Annotated in this window: 16 protein-coding genes; 8 read left to right on the top strand and 8 right to left on the bottom strand. The window is 69.5% G+C overall.

Annotated elements, in window-relative coordinates; translation table 11 throughout:
• The first annotated feature begins 6 nt into the window (after positions 1-6).
• Positions 7-387, top strand: coding sequence for an arsenate reductase (glutaredoxin) (gene arsC, locus AC07OH_RS12025; RefSeq protein ID WP_062473487.1), 381 nt, complete (start codon positions 7-9; stop codon positions 385-387).
• On the opposite strand, the gene queG is transcribed toward arsC, so the two are convergent.
• Entirely contained in the window at positions 384-1,466 is a 1,083-nt protein-coding gene (gene queG / locus AC07OH_RS12030; RefSeq protein ID WP_495300798.1) for a tRNA epoxyqueuosine(34) reductase QueG, read from the bottom strand. The genes arsC and queG overlap by 4 nt on opposite strands.
• Here queG and tsaE point away from each other — a divergent pair.
• Both tsaE and AC07OH_RS12040 read left to right on the top strand, forming a co-directional pair.
• Positions 1,452-1,946, top strand: a complete 495-nt coding sequence (gene tsaE, locus AC07OH_RS12035; protein ID WP_056579690.1) for a tRNA (adenosine(37)-N6)-threonylcarbamoyltransferase complex ATPase subunit type 1 TsaE — start codon at positions 1,452-1,454, stop codon at positions 1,944-1,946. The genes queG and tsaE overlap by 15 nt on opposite strands.
• On the top strand, positions 1,943-3,460 hold the full coding sequence (locus tag AC07OH_RS12040) for an N-acetylmuramoyl-L-alanine amidase (RefSeq protein WP_495300799.1): 1,518 nt from the start codon (positions 1,943-1,945) through the stop codon (positions 3,458-3,460). Before tsaE ends, AC07OH_RS12040 begins: the two co-directional genes overlap by 4 nt.
• A 1-nt stretch (position 3,461) precedes the next feature.
• Here AC07OH_RS12040 and AC07OH_RS12045 read toward each other — a convergent pair whose 3' ends face one another.
• Both AC07OH_RS12045 and AC07OH_RS12050 read right to left on the bottom strand, forming a co-directional pair.
• Positions 3,462-3,962, bottom strand: a complete 501-nt coding sequence (locus tag AC07OH_RS12045) for a DUF2938 domain-containing protein (protein ID WP_495300800.1) — start codon at positions 3,960-3,962, stop codon at positions 3,462-3,464.
• Positions 3,955-4,824, bottom strand: a complete 870-nt coding sequence (locus AC07OH_RS12050; protein WP_495300801.1) for a class I SAM-dependent methyltransferase — start codon at positions 4,822-4,824, stop codon at positions 3,955-3,957. Before AC07OH_RS12050 ends, AC07OH_RS12045 begins: the two co-directional genes overlap by 8 nt.
• A gap of 84 nt (positions 4,825-4,908) precedes the next feature.
• On the opposite strand from AC07OH_RS12050, the gene AC07OH_RS12055 reads away from it, so the two are divergent.
• Both AC07OH_RS12055 and AC07OH_RS12060 read left to right on the top strand, forming a co-directional pair.
• Positions 4,909-5,337 (top strand): helix-turn-helix domain-containing protein, encoded by a 429-nt coding sequence (locus AC07OH_RS12055; protein ID WP_495300802.1) that lies wholly within the window; start codon positions 4,909-4,911, stop codon positions 5,335-5,337.
• Between the two features lie 153 nt (positions 5,338-5,490).
• Positions 5,491-5,781 (top strand): YMGG-like glycine zipper-containing protein, encoded by a 291-nt coding sequence (locus AC07OH_RS12060; protein ID WP_223301444.1) that lies wholly within the window; start codon positions 5,491-5,493, stop codon positions 5,779-5,781.
• 74 nt (positions 5,782-5,855) lie between these two features.
• Here AC07OH_RS12060 and AC07OH_RS12065 read toward each other — a convergent pair whose 3' ends face one another.
• Complete coding sequence (locus tag AC07OH_RS12065; protein WP_489058699.1) at positions 5,856-6,521, bottom strand: DedA family protein; 666 nt, start codon at positions 6,519-6,521, stop codon at positions 5,856-5,858.
• A 49-nt stretch (positions 6,522-6,570) separates the two neighbouring features.
• Here AC07OH_RS12065 and AC07OH_RS12070 point away from each other — a divergent pair, with 49 nt between their 5' ends.
• Together AC07OH_RS12070 and AC07OH_RS12075 are read left to right on the top strand one after the other, a co-directional pair.
• Positions 6,571-7,080, top strand: coding sequence for a GNAT family N-acetyltransferase (locus AC07OH_RS12070; protein WP_495300803.1), 510 nt, complete (start codon positions 6,571-6,573; stop codon positions 7,078-7,080).
• Positions 7,077-8,015 carry a LysR family transcriptional regulator gene (locus AC07OH_RS12075; protein WP_369646462.1) on the top strand — a complete coding sequence of 313 codons (939 nt, stop codon included), beginning with the start codon at positions 7,077-7,079 and terminating at the stop codon, positions 8,013-8,015. The genes AC07OH_RS12070 and AC07OH_RS12075 overlap by 4 nt, the downstream gene beginning before the upstream one ends.
• A 4-nt stretch (positions 8,016-8,019) precedes the next feature.
• Here AC07OH_RS12075 and AC07OH_RS12080 read toward each other — a convergent pair whose 3' ends face one another.
• From AC07OH_RS12080 to AC07OH_RS12090, 3 genes are all read right to left on the bottom strand, one after another.
• Complete coding sequence (locus AC07OH_RS12080) at positions 8,020-9,372, bottom strand: MFS transporter (protein ID WP_495300804.1); 1,353 nt, start codon at positions 9,370-9,372, stop codon at positions 8,020-8,022.
• 57 nt (positions 9,373-9,429) lie between these two features.
• Entirely contained in the window at positions 9,430-10,251 is an 822-nt protein-coding gene (locus AC07OH_RS12085) for a fumarylacetoacetate hydrolase family protein (RefSeq protein WP_495300805.1), read from the bottom strand.
• Positions 10,252-10,567: 316 nt separating this feature from the next.
• Entirely contained in the window at positions 10,568-12,358 is a 1,791-nt protein-coding gene (locus AC07OH_RS12090) for an IlvD/Edd family dehydratase (protein WP_495300806.1), read from the bottom strand.
• Positions 12,359-12,618: 260 nt separating this feature from the next.
• Here AC07OH_RS12090 and mutL point away from each other — a divergent pair, with 260 nt between their 5' ends.
• Complete coding sequence (gene mutL, locus AC07OH_RS12095) at positions 12,619-14,514, top strand: DNA mismatch repair endonuclease MutL (RefSeq protein ID WP_495300807.1); 1,896 nt, start codon at positions 12,619-12,621, stop codon at positions 14,512-14,514.
• On the opposite strand, the gene AC07OH_RS12100 is transcribed toward mutL, so the two are convergent.
• A complete protein-coding gene (locus tag AC07OH_RS12100) occupies positions 14,498-16,072 on the bottom strand; it encodes an MFS transporter (RefSeq protein WP_495300808.1) in 1,575 nt (524 codons plus the stop codon). The two genes, mutL and AC07OH_RS12100, sit on opposite strands and share 17 nt — an antisense overlap.
• Between the last annotated feature and the right edge of the window lie 56 nt (positions 16,073-16,128).

The raw sequence follows: 16,128 nt of genomic DNA on the forward strand, positions 1-16,128 counted from the left end.
GACCCCATGACCGCACGCACACCGACCACCGCCTACCCGATGACGATCTACCACAAGCCCAACTGCAGCACGTCGCGCAACGTGCTGGGCTTGATCCGCGAAAGCGGCGTGGAGCCCGAGATCGTCCTGTACCTGGAAACGCCGCCCTCGAAGAAGAAGCTGCGCGAACTGGCGAAGGCCATGGGCCTGACGGCACGCGACCTGCTGCGCACGAAGGAAGCGCCTTACGAAGAGCTGAAGCTGGCGGACGAGAAACTGACGGACGACCAGCTGTTCGACGCGATCGTGGAGCACCCGATCCTGCTGCAGCGCCCCATCGTCGTGTCGCCGCGCGGCACGCTCATGTGCCGCCCTTGGGAACGCGTGCGCGAGATTCTTCCCGCTTAAATCGGTTGATCTTCGGGCTGCTGCGCCAGCCCCCAAGCGACATGCTCGCGCACCAGCTCGCTCGGATGTCCGGCGCGCGTGGCCAGCGCTTCCTTCGCGCCGACCTCGCCTGAGCGCACCGCATTGCCCAGCGCCACCGCGATGTTGCGCAGCCAGCGCTCGTGGCCGATGCGGCGGATCGGGCTGCCTTCGGTGCGGCGCAAGAAGTCGTCCTCGCTCCATGCGAACAGCTCGGCCAGCGTGCGGCCCGTGAGCCCCTCGCGCGCGTCGAAGTCGGGCAGCGTGCTCTTCTTCGCGAACTTGTTCCAGGGGCAGATCAGCTGGCAGTCGTCGCAGCCGTAGATGCGGTTGGCCATCAGCGGGCGCAGCGCCACCGGAATGGCGCCGGCGTGCTCGATCGTCAGGTACGAGATGCAGCGGCGCGCATCGAGCCGCTGCGGCGCGACGATGGCGCGCGTCGGGCACACGTCGATGCAGGCGCTGCAGCTGCCGCAGTGCGCGCTGACGGGTTCGCTCGGCGGCAGCGCCATGTCGACGTAGATTTCGCCCAGGAAGAACATCGAGCCCGCGTCGCGGTCGAGCACCAGCGTGTGCTTGCCGCGCCAGCCCTGGCCGCTGCGCGAGGCCAGCTCGGCCTCGAGCACCGGCGCCGAATCGGTGAAGGCGCGGTGGCCGAAGGGGCCGACCTCTTCGGCGATCTTCTCGGCGAGTTTGGCCAGGCGGTTGCGCAGCACCTTGTGATAGTCGCGGCCCCGCGCGTACAGCGACACGATGGCCTCGCCAGGCCGGCGCAGCCGGTCGAACTCGATGGCCTGCCACTCGGCGTCGGTGTCGCGCGGCAGGTAGTCCATGCGCGCGGTGATCACGCTCACCGTGCCCGGCACCAGCTCCGCGGGCCGCGCGCGGCGGGTGCCGTGCGTTGCCATGTATTGCATTTCTCCATGGAACCCATGGGCCAGCCATTGCATCAGACCGTCTTCGGCGCTCGACAGATCGACGCCCGCGATTCCGATTTGGGAGAATCCGAGTTCCCGGGCCAAGGCCTGAATACGAGCAACGAGTGGATGGCTGACGATCACTTGCCGATTGTAGAAACGCGCACCCTGCGCTGGCAGGGCGAAGACGACACCGACGCGCTGGCGCGCGCGCTCGCCGCATCGCCCGCGTTGCGCGACGCATTCATCGCGCTGCAGGGCGACCTGGGCGCCGGCAAGACCACCTTCGTGCGCCACCTGCTGCGCGCGCTCGGCATCACCGGGCGCATCAAGAGCCCCACCTACGCGGTGGTCGAGCCGCACGAGGCGCCCGACGGGCTGGCCATCTACCACTTCGACTTCTACCGCTTCGCCGATCCGCGCGAATGGGACGACGCGGGCTTCCGCGACATCTTCGCGGGCCCGGGCCTCAAGCTGGCCGAGTGGCCGGAAAACGCCGCGGGGCGCACCCCACCTGCCGACCTAGCTATTAAAATAGAAGCAATGACCGACGACACCCGCAGCGTGACCCTCCTGGCGAACACCCCTCGCGGCAGCGATCTGCTGGCGTGCCTGGCCGCATGAAGGCGACCGGCCTGAAACGGCGCGTGCTGCTGCAAGGCGGCAGCATCGCGCTGATGCTCGGCGTGCACCAGATCGCGCGCGGCGCCAGCATCCTCGCCGTGCGCGTGTGGCCCGCCGCCGACTACACCCGCGTGACCATCGAGTCCGACGCCCGCCTCAACTCGCAGCAACTCGTGGTCGGCAGCCCGCCCCGGCTGGCCGTGGACATCGAGGGCATCGACCTGAACACCGAGCTGCGCGACCTGGTCGGCAAGATCAAGCCCGGCGACCCGTACATCAACGGCCTGCGCATCGGGCAGAACGCACCGAAGGTGGTGCGCATCGTGTTCGACCTGAAGCAGACCGTGCGCCCGCAGGTGTTCTCGCTGGCACCCGTGGCCGCCTACAAGCACCGGCTGGTGCTCGACCTGTACCCCGAGCAGGCCATCGACCCGATGGAAGCGCTGATCGCCGAGCGGCTGCGCGATGCGCCCAAGAACGGCAGCAGCACCACCACCACCGCCCCCAGCAACGGCCCGGTCGTCGCCACCGCCCCACCCACCCCCGCCGCACCGTCGCCGGCCCCCGCGCCCGTGCGCCCCGCCATGCCGCCCGTCGACCCGCTGGGCGACCTGATGGCGCAGCAGGCCGCGCGCCCCGCGCCCTCCGGGCCCGCGCCGGCCCTGCCCCCTGGCGGCATGCCGCTGCCACTGCCGCCGGCACCGCCGCCCGTGGTGGCTGCAGCGCCTCCTCCGGCGCGCCCCGTGACGCCGCCCGGACCGCCGCCGCGCGCCACGGCCAGCCGCACCGACCGCATCATCATCGTGGCGCTCGACCCCGGCCACGGCGGCGAAGACCCCGGCGCCATCGGCCCGAACGGCACGCGCGAGAAAGACATCGTGCTGCAGGTGGCGCACCGCCTGCGCGACCGCATCAACGCCGCCAGCGTCAACGGCAGCCCGATGCGCGCCTTTCTCACGCGCGACGCCGACTTCTTCGTGCCGCTGGGCGTGCGCGTGCAGAAGGCGCGGCGCGTGCAGGCCGACCTGTTCGTGAGCATCCACGCCGACGCCTTCACCACGCCCGCCGCGCGCGGCGCGAGCGTGTTCGCGCTGAGCCAGAGCGGCGCCTCCAGCAGCGCCGCGCGCTGGCTGGCCAACAAGGAAAACGACGCCGACAAGGTCGGCGGCGTGAACGTGGGCAACCACGAGGCGCAGGTGCAGCGTGCGCTGCTCGACATGAGCACCACCGCGCAGATCAACGACAGCCTGAAGCTCGGCGGCGCGATGCTCGGCGAGATCAAGGGCATCGGTGCGCGGCTGCACAAGGCGCAGGTCGAGCAGGCCGGCTTCGCGGTGCTGAAGGCGCCCGACATCCCGAGCGTGCTGGTCGAGACCGCCTTCATCAGCAACCCCGAGGAAGAAGCCAACCTGCGCCGCGCCGACTACCAGGAAAACCTGGCCGACGCGCTGATGCGCGGCATCCAGCGCTACTTCGCGCAGAACCCGCCGCTCGCGCGCAGCCGGCAGCTGTGACCTAGAAGCCCGCCACGCGGGCGACCCACGCGGCCAGATAAAGGCCGACGCCGAAGACCGCGTGCGTCACCATGCTCTGGAACCGCGCCATCGCCGGGCGCGGCGTGCGGCGCGCGGCAAAGCCCGCGCCCATCGCAGGCTGCATCACGCAGAACGGCACGAGCACCGTGCCGATGCCGACGATCAACGCAGGCACCAGCGTCGGCTGGCGCGCCCACGCCAGCCCCCAGCCCGCGAGCAGCACGGCCGCGAACGCGATGCCGAGCAGGTAGTGCGCTGTCCAGCCGATGACGCCCTCGCCCGCCACGCGCGGCGACTTGCCGATGGGGTCGTGAAAAAAGCGCCCACGCGTCAGGTGCACGAGCCAGCGGCCGACGAGCGCATAGTCCAGTGAGGGAATGCCGAACAGGCGCTGACGCAGCACGGCCCACAGGTCCATCACCACGGTCGCGCCGGCGCCGATCCACAGCGTGCGCAGCGCGCATTCAAGAACTTCAGACATGGCCACGCTCCCGAACCGGTGCGCGCGCCGCGATCATCCAGCAGGCCGCGACAAAGCGCACGTCGTCGCCCTGCACATAGGGCGCGAACGCGGCATGCAGCGTCTCGACGACCTGCGCGCGCGTCGCGGCATCCACCTCCTGCAGGACCAGCCCGACCGGCCCGAGCCGCGTGAAGTAGTCGGCCAGCGCCGTCGCGGGGAACGCGCACTCGACCTCGAAGGGCTGGATGTCGACCTCGCCCCATCCGCTCGCCTCGAGGATGCCCTCGACCCGCGCGCGGTCGGCAAACGCGAACTGGCCCGGTGCGTTCGGCAAGCGCGGCGGCAGGCCGGGCAGCAGCGGCGCGGCGGCGCGCTCGGCCGTGGTCATGAACGGGTTGTCGGCCCCGCCGCGCCAGGCGATGCAGCGCAGGGCCGCGCCGTCGGTCGCCGCGTGCCGCAGGTTCGCGAAGGCCCGCACCGGGTCGTCGAAGAACATCACGCCCAGGCGCGAGATGACCGTGTCGAACGCGGCCGGCTCGAAGGCGTGGCCCTGCACGTCGGCGCAGACGAAGCGGGCCGACGGGAGCACCTCGCGCGCAGCGCGGGCCTTCGCCGCCTCGATCATCGGCGCCGAGATGTCGACGCCGAGGCACTCGCCCGCCGGGCTGAGTTGCCGCGCCACGGCGAGCGTCGTGCGGCCGGTGCCGCAGCCCACGTCGAGCACGCGGCGGGCGCCCACGGCGCGCGCCGCGTCGCTCAGCCGCGCTTCGAGCGGCTGGAACATCGCGTCGAGCACGGCCTGCGTCCGGACCCAGGCGCTGCCGGCGTGGCCGTTCCACAGGGCGGCCTGCTCGGCATTGGCGGGAGATGTGTCGTCCATGATCGTTTTCCTTCAGGTGCCTTCAAGCGGCGAGAGCTAGACTGTGCCAATTCAAGTCGACTTGAAGTCAAGAGGGGCCGGCACATGGACATTTCGGAAGTCGCGCAACGCGCCGGCGTTCCCGCCTCGACGTTGCGCTTCTATGAAGAAAAAGGGCTGATCGCCTCGACCGGCCGGCACGGCCTGCGCCGCGTGTTCGCGCCCGAGGTGCTGGAGCGGCTGGCGCTCATCGCGCTGGGGCGCGCCGCCGGTTTCTCGCTGGAGGAAATCGGCCACATGTTCTCGCCCGAGGGCAAGCCGCGCATCGACCGGCAGGTGCTCGCGGACAAGGCGCAGGACCTGGACCGCACGATCCGCCAGCTCACGGCGATGCGCGACGGCCTGCGGCATGCGGCGGTCTGCCCCGCGCCCAGCCACATGGAATGCCCCACGTTCCGCCGCATCCTGCGGGCCGCGTCGTCGGGTGCGCTGGAAGCCCCGAAGAAGAAGGCGCCGAAGCCGCGCATCCCGTAGCCACACGTGCTTTCAGGCCTTGCGTCCCGCAACACGCGCCCTGTCCCACGCGGTGCGGCCCACGACCGCGCACAGGCAAGCGCGGCAGGCTCCTACACCGCGAAATGCATACTTTTGACCATGATGGGCCATCACTCTCGAAAGGTGGACCTCATGTTGAAGACACGTCTCTGGATCGCCGCTGCAGCTGCCACTTCGGTCATGACGCTGGCAGGTTGTGCGAGCGGTCCGAACCAGAACCTCGGCACCGGCATTGGCGCACTCGGCGGCGCGGCGGTGGGCCATGCGATCGGCGGCAACACGGGCAGCACGCTCGGCGGCGCGGCCATCGGCGGCATCATCGGCAACCAGGTGGGCCGCAACGTCGACGAGCGCAACTACTACAACCAGCAGCGCTACCCGCGCGGCAGCGGCTACTACCCGGACAACGGGCCGCGCTACTGATTGATCGTTCCAACCCTCAACGAAAAAACGCGCCCTCGGGCGCGTTTTTTCTTGGGGGGCGAGCCGGGAGCCGCTCAGGCCTGCGAGGCCGCCGCCCGCGCCTTCTCGGCCTTCGAGGCGCGCCACGCGCCGAAGATGGCCAGCAGGCCGGGTACGAAGATCAGCGCCCAGATGATCTTGTCCAGGTGCTGGCGCACGAACGGCAGGTTGCCGAAGAAGTAGCCCGCGGTGGCAATGCCCAGCACCCAGAGCAGCGCGCCGCCCACGTTGTAGGCCGTGAACTTCGCGCGGTTCATCTCGGCCACGCCGGCCACGAAGGGCGCGAAGGTGCGAATGAACGGCATGAAGCGCGCCAGCACGATGGTGATGCCGCCGTAGCGTTCGTAGAAGCTGTGGGCTTGGTCGAAGGCCTTGCGGTTGAAGAAGCGCGAGTTCTCCCACTGGAACACCTTGGGCCCGAAGTAGCGCCCGATCGAGTAGTTGCACTGGTCGCCCAGGATGGCCGCCGCGATCAGGATGCCGCAGGCCAGCGGAAAGCTCATGAGCCCGATGCCGCACAGCGCGCCGACGATGAACAGCAGCGAGTCGCCCGGCAGGAACGGCATGACCACCGCGCCGGTCTCGACGAACACGATCAGGAACAGCAGCGCGTAGACCCAGGGGCCGTAGGCGACCACGAAGGCCTCGAGGTGTTTGTCGACGTGAAGGATGAAGTCGACGAGAAAGCTGATGATTTCCATGGGCGCGGATTATCCTTGTTGGCATGTCGCACCTTTTCCGAATCACCCCATGATCCAGATCCGCGAAGCCCTCGATACCGACTGGCCCGCCATTTGGGCCGTCCTCGAACCGACGTTCCGCCGCGGCGACACCTACACCTACCCGCCCGATGTGACGGAAGAACTGGCCCGCCATTCGTGGATGAAGGTGCCCACCCTGACCTTCGTGGCCTGCAACGACGAAGGCGCCGTGCTCGGCACCTATGTGATCCGCCCCAACCAGCCCGGCCAGGGCGCGCACGTGAGCAACTGCGGGTATGTGGTGTCCGAGGCGGCGCGCGGCCTGCGCGTGGCCTCGGCGCTGTGCGAACACTCGCAGCAGCAGGCCCTGCGCATGGGCTTTCTGGCGATGCAGTTCAATTTCGTCGTCTCCACCAACGAGCGCGCGGTGCGGCTGTGGCAGCACATGGGCTTCGCCATCGTCGGCACCTTGCCGGGCGCATTCAGGCATCCGCAGCTGGGCTTCGTGGACGCCTTCGTCATGTACAAGCAGCTGCAGCCTTTCCCCGGCGCGGCATGAAGAAGATCGAGCCCCGGCTCCTGCAGGCCTTCGTCGCCGTGGCCCGCGAGGGCTCGGTGTCGCGCGGCGCGCAGCGCCTGTTCCTCACGCAGCCGGCCGTGAGCCTGCAGCTCAAGGAACTGGGCGCGCTGGTCGAGCTGGAGCTGTTCCAGCGCACGCCCACCGGCCTGCTGCTCACGCGCGACGGCGCGGCGCTGCTCAACCACGCCGAACATGCGCTCGAGAGCCTGAACGATTTTGCGGTGGCCGCCGAGCGGCTCAAGGGCGGCGTGCGCGGCTCGCTGCGCATCGGCACCATCCTCGACCCCGACTTCACGCGGCTCAGCCCCTTCCTCACCGAACTGGTGGCGCTGGCGCCCGAGCTCGAGACCGAGCTGCATCAGGGCACGAGCGGCGACGTGCTCGCCCAACTGCTCAACAAGGAACTCGACATCGGCTTCTACCTCGGCGACCCCGAAGCGACCGACCTGCCGCAGGCCAGCGCCGCCTCACGGCGCCACGACGGCGCGCTGTTCCATTCGCAGGTGCTGGCGCGCTTCAACTACCAGGTGATCGGCCCGAGCGGCTGGGCGCCGCAGGTGCTTGGCCGCGACTGGCCCGAGCTGGCCTACCTGCCGTGGGTGCTGGCACCGGCGACCTCCTCGCATTCGCGGCTTCTGGCGCCAGTGCTGCAGGCCCACAAGCTGGTGCTGAAGAAAGCCGCGCAGGCCGACCAGGAGATGTCGATGCTGGCGCTGGTGCGCGCCGGCGTGGGCATTTCGCTGGCGCGCGATGCGCTGGCGCTGCAGGCCAGCCAGCGCGACGGCCTGGTCATTGCCGACCGCGTGAGCATCGGCTGCGACCTGCGCTTTGTCTGCCTGGCCGGCGCGCTCAAGCGGCCGGAAGTGGACTGCGCATGGCAGGCGCTGTCGCGCGTCTGGCGACAGGCCTTCTGAACGATCAGGCGCGCGCCCGGCCGTCGCGCGCGGCCGCCGGCGCCGCCGCAGCCCCGCCCTTCTTCGCCACGCGCCAGCCCTTGGGCATGAGCGCCAGCATCAATGCGGCCAGCAGCGCCGCGCTGCCCAGCGTGTACAGCCCCGCGGCCGAGCCGCCGTGGTTCTGCTCCACGTAGGTCCGCAGGTTGGGCGCCACGAAGCCGCCCAGGTTGCCGATGGAGTTGACCAGCGCGATGCCCGTGGCAATGCCCAGGCCCGACAGCCGCTCCGACAGGAAGGCGTAGAAGATCGGCGTGCCCGACAGGTAGGTCGACGCGCCGATGGACAGCGCCGCGATCGCGAAGATCGGCGAGCCGTGCGCCGACAGGCACACGCACACGCCGAAGATCGTGTACAGCGTGGCCACGGTGACGCGGCGACGATCATGGTACCGGTCAGACCAGCGCGTGACGAAGTACACGACGAACAGCGCCAGCAGCCACGGGATACTGGTGACGAAGCCGACCAGCAGGCCGATCTTCTGGCCCAGGATCTGCCCCACCTGGGTCGGGAGATAGAAGATGAGGCCGTAGGCGGCGATCTGCACGATGAAGAAGTTCAGCGCGAAGAACATGACCCGCGGATTGCACAGCGTCTGCCACACGGTCTGCGGGCTGTCGGCCGACTTCTCCGCCGCTTCCTGGTCGAGCACGGCCTGCAGCGCGTTCTGCTGTGCACTCGTGAGCCAGGGCGCGTTGTGCGGCCGGTCGACGATGACGAAGAAGGCCACGATGCCCACGACCACGGCCATCAGGCCCTCGATGAGGAACATCCACTCCCAGCCCTTGAGGCCGCCGATGCCGTTCATGTCGAGCAGCGCACCGGAGATCGGCCCGCCAATGACGAGCGCGCCCGCAAAGCCGAACAGCAAAATGCCGTTGGCCTGCGCACGCACCTTGGCGGGGAACCAGTAGGTCAGCGTGAGCAGCACGCCGGGGTAGAAGCCCGCCTCCGCGATGCCGAGCAGGAAGCGCAGCACGTAGAAGGAAGTCTCGGTGGTCGCGAACATCATGGCCGAGGCCACGAGCCCCCAGGTGACCATGATCCGGCACAGCCAGATGCGCGGGCCGACGCGCGACAGGATCACGTTGCTGGGCACTTCGAAGATCGCGTAGCTCACGAAGAAGATGCCGGCGCCGAGCGCGAAGGCGCTGTTGCTCAGGCCGGTGTCGATCTGCAGCGCCTGCTTGGCGAAGCCGACGTTCACGCGGTCGAGGATCGACATGATGTACATGACGATCAGCATGGGCAGCAGGCGCCAGCGCGCCTTGTGGATGGCGCCTGTGACCAGCTCGCCGTAGGGACTCGTGGTTGTCATTGTTGTTGTCTCCTGAATAGGTATGTCTGTCTGGAAGCCGTGGAGGCTAGCCGCGTGCTAACCGCGTGCGATGGCGCCGTGGACCGGGTTCGTCACCGAACCCAGCCCGTCGATCTCGACCGAGACCACGTCGCCGCGCTTCAGGAAGCGTGGCGGCTTCAGGCCCAGGCCGACGCCCGCGGGCGTGCCGGTGAGGATCAGGTCGCCGGGTTCGAGCGTGATGGCGCGCGAGAGGTACGCGATGAGAAACGCGACCGAGAAGATCATCTCGCTGGTGTTGGACGACTGCACGGCCTCGCCGTTGACGAGGCAGCGGATGCCCAGCGATTGCACGTCGGCCACTTCGTCGCGCGTGACGACGGTGGGTGCGAGCGGGCAGAAGCCGTCGAGCGATTTGCCGCGCACCCATTGGGCCTCGCCCAGTTGCACGTCGCGCGCGCTCACGTCGTTGGCGGCCACGTAGCCAAACACGTGCGAGAGCGCGTCCGCTTCGCTCACACCCCGTGCGCGCGTGCCGATGACGACGCCGAGTTCGGCTTCCCAATCGACCTTCTCGGTGAAACCTTCGGGCCAGGTGATCGCGTCGCCATCAGCCGCCAGCGTGTTGCTGAACTTCGCGAACACGACGGGCTTCTCGGGAATCGCCAGGCCGGTCTCGATGCAATGGTCGCGGTAGTTGGCGCCGATGCAGATGATGTTTCTCGGTGCGAACGGCAAGGTGGGCTTGACGTCGGCAAGCGGGATCGGCTGGCCTGCGTCGCGCCAGGGCTGGCCTTCGACGATGTCCTGCATGCGGGCCGCATCGACGGGCTGCAGTGCGCCGTCCTTGATGTAGCCCACGCGGGGGCCCTGCGGCGTTTGAACGCTCATCCACTTCATGTCTGACTCCTTCTTTTGAATTGAAAAATTCTGGTTTGCGGGTGTTTGTTCAGGGCGTGTGCACAGGACATCGGGTACTCCCCTCCGCGAATGTCCCCCGCCTTCGGCTCCTCCTTGATTTCGCTGCGGGGAGCACCCAATGCCCTGCGCACGAGGGCACGCCGCCGGTTCGCGGCTGATCAACGACCGCTGCGAACAACGATCACGCTGATGGGGTGCCTTGCGCAGCGAAATCAAGGAGGAGCCCGAAGGGCGGGGGACATTCGCGGAGCAAGGTGCCCCGTCGGCGTGATCGCGCCCTGAACAGCAGCAGCCCTCAGTGGTTGCGACGCGGAATCCCGGCCGTCTGCGCCACCCGCTGGTACTTGGTCGCCGGTTTCAGCACCATGCCTTCGGACAGCGTGTCCACCATCGCGCGCTGGATCTCCTGCCACGGCGTCTGGCTCGCGGGAATCGGGTAGCCACCCTTCGCTTCGAGGTCACGGGCGCGCGCTTGCAACACCGCGTCGTCGACGAGCATGTTGACGGTGCGCTCCTTCAAATCCACGCGCACCTTGTCGCCGGTCTGCAGCAGCGCCAGGCCCGCGCCCGCGGCGGCCTCGGGCGAGGCGTTGAGGATCGACGGCGAGCCCGAGGTGCCCGACTGGCGGCCGTCGCCGATGCAGGGCAAGGCCGACACGCCGCTCTTGAGCAGGTGCGACGGCGCGCGCATGTTGACCACTTCCGACGACCCCGGGTGCCCGATGGGGCCGACGCCGCGCATGAACAGGATGCAGCTGGCGTCGATGTCCAGCGACGGGTCTTCGATGCGGGCTTCGAAATCTTCCGGGCCGTCGAACACGATGGCGCGGCCCACGAAGGCGTCGAGGTCGCCGGCCTGGCTCAGGTAGCGCGCGCGGAACTCGTCGGAGATCACGCTGGTCTTCATGATCGCGCTGTCGAAGAGGTTGCCCGACATCACGAGGAAGCCGGCGTTCTCGCGCAGCGGCTGGTCGAAGGGGCGGATGACGTCGGCGTCTTTCACCGGCGCGTCGGCGCAGTTGACGGCCAGGGTGTGGCCGTTGACGGTGCGCGCGTCGGTGCGGATCAGGCCGTGGCGGTGCAGCTCGGCCACGACGGCAGGCACGCCGCCCGCGCGGTAGAACTCTTCGCCGAGGTACTTGCCGGCGGGCTGCATGTCGAGCAGCAACGGCACTTCGAGGCCGACCTTTTCCCAGTCCTGGATGTTGAGTTCGACCCCGGCGTGCTTGGCGATGGCGATGAGGTGGATCGGCGCGTTGGTCGAGCCGCCGATGGCCGAGTTGACGACGATCGCGTTCTCGAAGGCCGAGCGCGTGAGGATGTCCGAGGGCTTGAGGTCTTCGCGCACCATGTCGACGATGCGCCGGCCGGTTTCGTAGGCCATCTGGCCGCGCTCGCGGTACGGCGCGGGAATGGCCGCGCAGCCGGGCAGGCTCATGCCCAGGGCTTCGGCCAGGGCGTTCATGGTCGAGGCCGTGCCCATCACGTTGCAGTGGCCGGCCGAGGGCACAGTGGAGCCCACGAGGTCGATGTAGCCGGGGAAGTCGATGCTGCCCTTGGCGAACAGCTCGCGCGCCTTGAACAGCGTGGTGCCGGTGCCGGTGCGCTGGCCTTCGTGCCAGCCGTTGAGCATGGGGCCGCCCGACAGCACGATGGCGGGGATGTTGGCGGTGGCCGCGGCCATCAGCGCGGCAGGCGTGGTCTTGTCGCAGCCGGTGGTCAGCACCACGCCGTCGATCGGGTAGCCGGTGAGGATCTCGACGAGCCCCAGGTAGGCCAGGTTGCGGTCGAGCGCGGCCGTGGGACGGCGGCCGTTCTCCTGGATCGGGTGCATCGGGAACTCCATCGCGATGCCGCCCATCTCGCGGATGCCTTCGCGCACCCGCAGCGACAGCTCGCGGTGGTGGCGGTTGCAGGGCGTGAGGTCGGAGCCGCTTTGCGCGATGCCGATGATCGGCTTGCCCGATTGCAGTTCTTCGCGGGTGAGGCCGTAGTTCAGGAACCAGGCCAGGTGCAGGACCGAGAGTTCGCTGTGTTCGGGGTTATTGAACCAGGCGGCGGAGCGCAGGGGGCGGGGTGTCGTCATGGCGTCGGCTTTCAGGGTGGTCGGCGAACGCGCGCGGCGGCCCCCTGCGCGACATGGCGGCGGGCCATGGCGGTGTCCTGGGTGTCTCCGGTGCGTTCTTGTTGTGCGAATACGTTGGCGAGAGGGAGCTTAGGTTTTCGCCTTCGCCAAAGCCAATGAGATCGGTTGAGGATCGGTATAAGCGCGCCAAATACACCTCCCGAACACCTCGATACCCTGTAGAAAGTCTGGTCCGCGCCCCCGCTTTTAGAATGTTTCCGGTGAGTGCCCTACCCTCCTCCCTCCCCCCCGCCGAACGCCGCCCGATCCGTGAACTCCCCGACGAGCTGATCAGCCAGATCGCCGCCGGTGAAATGGTCGAGCGCCCCGCCTCGGTGGTGCGCGAACTGCTCGACAACGCGCTGGACGCCGGCGCGCGCCAGATCACCGTGCGGCTGGCCTCGGGCGGCGTGCGGCTGATCTCGGTGGAAGACGACGGCCTGGGCATTCCGCGCGAGGAACTCACGGTGGCGCTGCGCCGCCACGCCACCAGCAAGATCGCCAGCTTGAGCGACCTGGAAACGGTCGGCACCATGGGCTTTCGCGGCGAGGCGCTGGCGGCCATCAACGCGATCGCCGAACTCAGCATCCTCTCGCGCTTCACCGGCGCCGACAGCGCCTACGTGCTCGACGGCGGCACCGGCGAGCTGCGGCCGGTGGCGCGCTCGGTGGGCACCACGGTCGAGGTGCGTGAGCTGTTCTTCGCCACGCCCGCGCGGCGCAAGTTTTTGAAGACCGACGCCACCGAGCTGGCCCACTGCATCGAGGCCGTGCGCCGCCATGCGCTGGCGCGGCCCGAGGTGGGCTTCTCGGTCTGGCACGACGGCAAGTTGATCGAACAATGGCGCGCCGCCGCCACGCCCGAGCAGCGGCTGGCCGATGCGCTGAGCGACGACTTCGTGTCGCAGAGCGTCTCCGTGCTGCGCGAAGGCGGCCCGGTGCGCGTGGTCGGCCGTGCCGGCATTCCCGATGCGGCGCGCTCGCGCAACGACCAACAGTTCTTCTACGTCAACGGCCGCTTCGTGCGCGACAAGGTGCTGTCGCACGCGGTGCGCAGCGCCTACGAAGACGTGCTGCACGGCCAGCGCCAGCCGGTGTACGTGCTGTACCTGGAGATCGACCCCGCGCGCGTCGACGTCAACGTGCACCCGACCAAGATCGAGGTGCGCTTCCGCGACGGGCGCGAGGTGCACCAGGCGGTGCGCCACGCCATCGAGGACGCGCTGGCCGCGCCGCGCGCCGGCGATGCACTGGCACCGGCCGATGCACCGCCGCAGCCCTTCTTCAAGCAGACCCCGCTGCCGCCGAGCGCGAGCTGGTCGCAGCCCGCGATCCCGTTCCAGGCGCGCGAGCGCGGCGCCGGCGACTTCGAGGCGATGTGGCCGCGGCGCTCCGAGGAGCAGGGGCACGCGCCGGTCACGGCCCCGTCGCAGTGGCAGACCGAAGCGCCCGCGATGTCGTTCCGCGCGCCGGTCGGACTGCCCGACAGCGAGGCCCCGATCCCCACGGCGGCTCCGGTCATGAACCAGGACACCTGGCCGCTGGGCCGCGCGCTGGCCCAGCTGCAGGGCATCTACATCCTGGCCGAGAACAGCCAGGGCCTGGTGATCGTCGACATGCACGCGGCGCACGAGCGCATCGTCTACGAGCGGCTCAAGACCCAGCTCGACGGCGCGGCCATCACGAGCCAGCCGCTGCTGATCCCGGCCACCTTCGCGGCCACGCCGCAGGAAGTGGCCACGGCCGAGGCCTGCGCCGAGGTGCTGCCCACGCTGGGGCTGGAGATCACGCCCTTCTCGGCGCGCACGCTGGCCGTGCGCGCCGTGCCCGGCACGCTGGCCGACGGCGACCCGGTGGAGCTGGCGCGCAGCGTGCTCGCCGAGCTGGGCCAGCACGACGCGAGCACCGTGGTGCAGCGCGCGCAGAACGAGCTGCTGTCGACCATGGCCTGCCACGGCGCGGTGCGCGCCAACCGCAAGCTCACCATCGACGAGATGAACGGCCTGCTGCGCCAGATGGAAGCCACCGAGCGCTCCGACCAGTGCAACCACGGCCGGCCGACCTGGCGCCAGCTGTCGATCCGCGAGCTCGATTCGCTGTTCATGCGCGGGCGCTGAGCCCGTCATCGGCGGCCACGCCGACATGCCGCAGCGTGACGGCGGCCAGCACCGCCAGGACCGCGATGCTGACGGCGCTGGTGGCTGCGGCGGCATTCAGTCCCGCGAGGAAGGCGGCTTGTGCCTGTTCGAGCACGCCAGCGGGCAATTCATGCGCGACCGCTGTAGCGCCTGCAAGGCTGTCCGATACCGCGCGCTGAAGCGCCACGGTCATGCCGTCGATCGGCTCGCCCATCCGCGTGCGATACACCGCCGTCGTCAGGCTGCCCAGCGTGGCGATGCCCACGGCCAGGCCCAGCTCCTGCACCGTTTCGGACAAGGCCGAGGCCGACCCGGCCTTCTCGGGCGGCGCAGCGCCCACCACCAGGTCGGTGCCCAGCGCGGCGATGGTGCCCAGCCCGAGGTACACGAGCGAGAACGCGGCCGTCACCAGCGCAATGCCATGCGGCGTGCGATCGAGCTGGCTCAGCATCAGGTAGCCCACGACCGACAGCCCCAGCGCGCCCGCCATCACATGGCCCGGCCGGATGCGCCGCGCGAGCAGCGGTGCCGTGATGCCGGCCGCCACCATGGCGAGCGCCGGCGGGCCCATCCACAGCCCGGCCGCGAGTGGTGACAGCCCTGCCACCAATTGCAGGTACTGGGTCACCAGCAGCATCGTGCCGCCGACACCAACGAGCCCCACCAGCAACACCACCAGCGCGATGCTGAACGCGCGGCTGGCGAACAGGTCGAGATCGATCAGCGGATGGCGAAGCCGCCGTTGCCGCCGGACGAACCCCAGCGCGAACGCCAGTCCGCCGACGAGCGCCAGCACGGCACCGACGCCAATCCCGTCCTTGGCGACCTGCTTTATGCCGTAGACCATCGGCAGCAACGCGAGCAGCGACAGCGCGACGCTGGGCAGATCGAGCCGCCCCAGCTGCGGCGCGCGGTACTCCGGCAGCAGGAACGGCGCCGCCACCAGCAGCAGCCCGACCACCGGCAGCGCGACCAGAAAGGCCGCGCCCCACCCGTGGTGCGCGAGCAGCAGGCCGCCCACCACCGGCCCGGCTGCCATGCCGAGCGCGAACATGGTCGCCCACAGCCCGATGGCCAGCGCGCGCTGGTGCGGATGCAGGAACATGTTGCTGATGAGCGCCAGCGTCGACGGCATCAGCGTCGCGCCCGCCACGCCGAGCACGGCACGCGCGGCGATCAGCTGGTTGGCGCTGGTCGAGGAGGCCGCGATCACCGACGCCACGCCGAACGCCGCCGCCCCCACCATGAGCAGCTTGCGCCGCCCGATGCGGTCGCCCAGCGTGCCCATCGTGACGAGAAAGCCGGCAATCATGAAGCCGTAGGCATCGACGATCCACAGCGCCTGCGCGCTCGTGGGGCGCAGGTCCAGGGCCAGCGCGGGCAGTGCGAGGTGCAGCAGCGTGAGGTCGAGGCCGAGCAGGAAGGTCGGCAGCGCCAGCAGCGCGAGCCCGGTCCATTCGCGGGCGCTTGCGCGGCCTTCGCGCCGCGCAGCGGGAGGGCTGTGGGAAAGGGAAAGTGAATCGCAAGGTGCGGTCAAAAGAGGCCTCCGTGTGCACGTTCGGGTTGCGGAAGCCCCATCTTCAGGACAAGATC

This window comes from Variovorax sp. GW821-FHT10C12 (assembly GCF_059415405.1).